At 61.8% G+C, this 4,287-nt stretch carries 3 protein-coding genes and 1 pseudogene; 3 read left to right on the top strand and 1 reads right to left on the bottom strand.

What is annotated here, in order from left to right:
* The first annotated feature begins 106 nt into the window (after positions 1-106).
* From Q0T48_RS21490 to rlmD, 3 genes and pseudogenes are all read left to right on the top strand, one after another.
* A pseudogene (locus Q0T48_RS21490) lies at positions 107-1,111 on the top strand (CDP-6-deoxy-delta-3,4-glucoseen reductase).
* Between the two features lie 6 nt (positions 1,112-1,117).
* Complete coding sequence (locus tag Q0T48_RS21485) at positions 1,118-1,987, top strand: alpha/beta hydrolase (protein WP_295960982.1); 870 nt, start codon at positions 1,118-1,120, stop codon at positions 1,985-1,987.
* A 318-nt stretch (positions 1,988-2,305) separates the two neighbouring features.
* The gene (gene rlmD, locus Q0T48_RS21480) at positions 2,306-3,730 is read left to right on the top strand and encodes a 23S rRNA (uracil(1939)-C(5))-methyltransferase RlmD (RefSeq protein WP_295960978.1); all 1,425 of its coding nucleotides are present in this window, start codon (positions 2,306-2,308) and stop codon (positions 3,728-3,730) included.
* A 20-nt stretch (positions 3,731-3,750) separates the two neighbouring features.
* Here the strand turns inward: rlmD and Q0T48_RS21475 are convergent, their stop codons facing one another.
* On the bottom strand, positions 3,751-4,179 hold the full coding sequence (locus Q0T48_RS21475; RefSeq protein WP_295960975.1) for a hypothetical protein: 429 nt from the start codon (positions 4,177-4,179) through the stop codon (positions 3,751-3,753).
* Between the last annotated feature and the right edge of the window lie 108 nt (positions 4,180-4,287).

Genomic DNA, 4,287 nt, shown 5'->3' with positions numbered 1-4,287 from the left:
GCGCAAAGTGGGCCCAAAGGCCCGCGAACCTAGCCCCAAGGGGTTAGAAAACGACTCGTTTTGGCCGGATTCGGCGCATTCTTGTTATCAGTACCCCGGAAGAGCCATTTTGAATGGCCTTGTTCAGCATTGCCTTAACGCCCAGGAGGGCGAAAGCCTGCTGGATGCGGCGGCCCGCGCGGGCCTGCTGTTGTCGCACCAATGCAAAACCGGTACCTGTGGGGCGTGCAAATCCCGCGTTGCCAGCGGCGACACCCAGATGTTGCTGCCCGATGCCCCTGCGCTCAGCCTGGACGAGGCCGCGCAAGGCTTGCGCTTGCTGTGCTGCACCAGTGCCACCAGCGCTGTGCAGGTGGAATGTGCCGAGATTCCGCATATTCCCGGCATCGAGGTGCGCAAGCTGCCGGTGCGCGTGGCCGCGATGGACCGGCTGGCCTCTGATGTGGTGCTCATGCAGCTGCAGCCGCCTGCAGGCCAGCATCTGCACTATGCCTGCGGCCAGTACGTCAACGTGCTGCTGCCAGGCAACCGGCGGCGCAGCTACTCGCTGGCCACGCCGCCCGGTGCCGACACGCTGGAGCTGCACATCCGCCACCTGCCCGGCGGCTTGTTCACCGACCAGGTGTTCGGCAAGCTCAAAGCCCGTGACGTGCTGCGCATCGAAGGCCCCTTCGGCACCTTTGGCATGCACACGCCCAGCGATGCACCGGCGATTCTGCTGGCCAGTGGCACCGGTTTTGCGCCCATCAAGGCACTGGTGGAGCAGCTGATGGCCACGGGCAGCCAGCGCCGCCTCCACCTTTACTGGGGCGGCCGCACGCGCCAGGATCTGTACCTGCACACCCTGTGCGAACAGTGGCAGCAGGCGCTGGCAGGCCGATTGCACTATGTGCCGGTGCTGTCCGATGCCACGGCAGCCGATGGCTGGACCGGCCGTACCGGCTTTGTGCACTAGGCCGTGATAAAGGACCACCCGGATCTGTCGGGCCACGAGGTCTATGCCTGCGGCGCACCGCCCATGGTCGATGCGGCCCGGTGCGACTTCGCCGTACAGTGCGGCATGCGCCCCACCGCCTTTTTTGCCGATGCTTTTGTAGCCCAACCCGATTGAGACACCATGACCTCTATTCCTGCTGACGTGCAGACCTATTACGACCGCCAGTACAACGCCCGTTTGTCTGTCCAGGACGTGGGCCTGGTGCTGGCGCAATACCGTGCCCAGAGCGCGCCGGTGCTGGCCTGGCCCCAGCGCGTAGCCGATCAGCCGTACGGCGACAGCCCCACCGAGCTGCTGGACATTTACCCGGCCAAGGTGGCCAACGCCCCGGTCTTCGTCTTCATCCACGGGGGCTACTGGCGCGCCCTGACCAAGGAAGATTCGGCCTGCGTGGTACCCGCGCTGCATGCGGCCGGTGTCACCGTGGTGGTGGTGGATTACGACCTGATGCCCGCCGCCTCGCTAGACCACATCGTGGACCAGGTGCGCAAGGCCACCGCCTGGGTGTTCCACCACATTGCGCGTTACGGCGGTGACCCGCAGCGCATCCATGTATCGGGCAGTTCGGCGGGTGGCCATCTGGCGGGCATGCTGGTCACGGGGGCCTGGCACGCCGACTACCAGGTGCCGAAAAAGGTGGTGAAGGGTGCCGTGCTGCTCAGCGGCCTGTTCGACCTGCAGCCGCTGACGGTGCTGCTGCCCAATACCTGGATGCAGATGGACGAAGCCTGCGCCATGCGCAACAGCCCGCGTTTCGCCATTCCACCGGCAGGGTCCCCGCAGGCGGGCAAAATTCTGGTCTGCTGCGGCGAGTATGAGAGTACCGAGTTCAAACGCCAGTCCACCGACTTTCTGGCCGCCTGGAAGGCCCGCTGCCTGCCCGGCGACTGGGTAGAGACCCCTGGCACCAACCATTTCGACATCGTGCTGACCCTGGCTGATAGCGGATCGCCTTTGTTCGCGGCGACTCTGCAGCTGCTGCAGAGCTGATTACTCCTTATTTAATAGCAACTTGTGTAGGTGGCGTATGCGCTGGAGGCTGTTTTTTCTTGAGTTTTATGGGCCCGGCCATGCAGCATGATTTCGGCTGCGGTAACTGCCGGTCGCCCCCAAGATGGGGGCTGCTACACCTGTTGCGGTACAATTCTGCAACGCGGCAGCCTTAAAACTGCCAGTAGAAACAACAGCTTACGGGTGCCTGGGCAAGTCCCGTCCACCCTGCCGCAATGGAAAAAGCCTTCTAGTTCGCAAGAATTAGAAGGCTTTTTGCTTGGTGACATTATTTTGAGATATCCCAGGGACACCTGCATGACAGACACCACGGAAACCACGCTTCTTACAGCGCCTAATTACCCCGCAGACAGCTTGCTGGTCGAGTCGCTCGACATCGAAGCCCAGGGCGTGGCCCACAAACCCGATGGCAAAGTCGTGTTCATCAAGGGCGCGCTGCCGTTCGAGGTGGTTACGGCCAATATCAACCGCAAAAAAGCCAGCTTTGAGCAGGCCACCGTGGGGGCCATCCACCGCGAGTCGTCCCAGCGCGTGCGGCCCGGTTGCCCGCACTTTGGTTTACACGAAGGCGCGTGCGGCGGCTGCAAGATGCAGCATTTGCATGTGGGCGCGCAGGTGGCCATCAAGCAACGGGTGCTGGAAGACAACCTCTGGCACCTGGGCAAGCTGAAGGCCGACAATATTTTGCGTCCCATCGAGGGCCCGGCCTGGGCCTACTGCTACCGGGCGCGGCTGTCGGTGCGCTATGTGCGCAAAAAAGGCGAGGTGCTGGTGGGCTTCCACGAGCGCAAGAGCGGCTATGTGGCCGATATGAAGGTCTGCCTGGTGCTGCCGCCGTACGTCAGCGCCTTGCTGCTGCCACTGCGGGCCTTGATTGGCGGCATGGACGCGCGCGAAACCCTGCCGCAGATCGAGCTGGCCTGCGGCGACACGGTGACGGCCATGGTCCTGCGCCACATGGAGGCCCTGAGCGCGGGCGATCTGGCGCAATTACGGGCGTTTGGCACTCTGCACAATGTGCAGTGGTGGCTACAGCCCAAAGGGCCGGACACTATCCATTTGCTGGAGGAGGGCGGCGAGCAGTTGGCCTACGCCTTGCCCGAATTCGGCATCACCATGCCCTTCAAACCCACCGATTTCACCCAGGTGAACCCGCAGATCAACCGCGTGCTGGTGGTGCGGGCGCTGCGTTTGCTGGAAGTGCAAAAGACCGAGCGCGTGATCGACTGGTTCTGTGGCCTGGGCAACTTCACCCTGCCGCTGGCCACTCTGGCGGGCGAGGTGCTGGGCATCGAAGGCAGTGAAGCCCTGGTGGCCCGCTCGCGCGAGAATTACAAGCTAAATCAGGCGCTAGCGTATGAATCGTCTGCGCTGGCAGCTACGAAGTTTGTAGCGCGCAACCTGTTCGAGATGACCCCCGAGGTGCTGATGGCCGACGGCAGCGCCAACAAATGGTTGATCGACCCACCGCGCGAAGGTGCTTTTGCGCTGGTGCAGGCCTTGGCCGCTTTGCACCAGGACCCAGCGCTGCGCCAGGGCTGGACACCGCCGACACGCATCGTTTACGTCAGCTGCAACCCGGCTACCCTGGCGCGGGATGCCGCACTGCTGGTGTACCAGGCGGGATACAGGTGCTCCGCAGCGGGCGTCGTCAACATGTTTCCGCACACCGCCCATGTCGAAAGTATTGCGGTGTTCGACTTAGAACTTGTCCGTAAATAATCTGGGGTCGCGACTTTGAGTTAGTCGGCGTTTGATTTGGCGGCGGTTTTTTCTACCGGTCGCGGTGACGTTATGGTCACATCGGGCTTCGAAGTTGTCTCGGCTGCGGCCTTGCCTTTGAGCGGAGCCTTCGGTTTTTTCTCTTCGATGATTACTTCCTCAGGTTCGCGGACCTTCGCTTCTTTTGTCTCTTTGGGCGCTAAGCCTTCGATCTTGTTCTCGCGCATGTATTGGTCCATCTCCTTCCATCCCTCGAAGATGGAGGTCTTTGCCGCTTTCTCATTAAGCCCGTAGCAGTCTTCGATTCCGCGCAAGGCATGGCGGCAGGCCGCTCCTATTGCTTTTCCATCGGCGTCCCGTTGTGCGATCCTGGGATCCGGTCCCAAACCGGGTATCTCGCACCCAGCCAGAAGCAATATGAGCGCGGCAAATAAGAGGCGAAATTTCATCGAGCGGAAGAAGCGTGTCCGTAATTATCGGCAGATTGCGCTTTTTGTTGAAGTGGTGCAGTTGGATCAAGCAAAGAAAAAGGCCCGGTTCAGGGCCTTTTTCCGGGA

This window comes from Rhodoferax sp., assembly GCF_025354435.1.
GTDB lineage: Bacteria > Pseudomonadota > Gammaproteobacteria > Burkholderiales > Burkholderiaceae_C > Rhodoferax_B.
The sequence above is the reverse complement of the archived record's forward strand: the minus strand, read 5'-3'. Positions and strand labels throughout refer to the sequence as shown.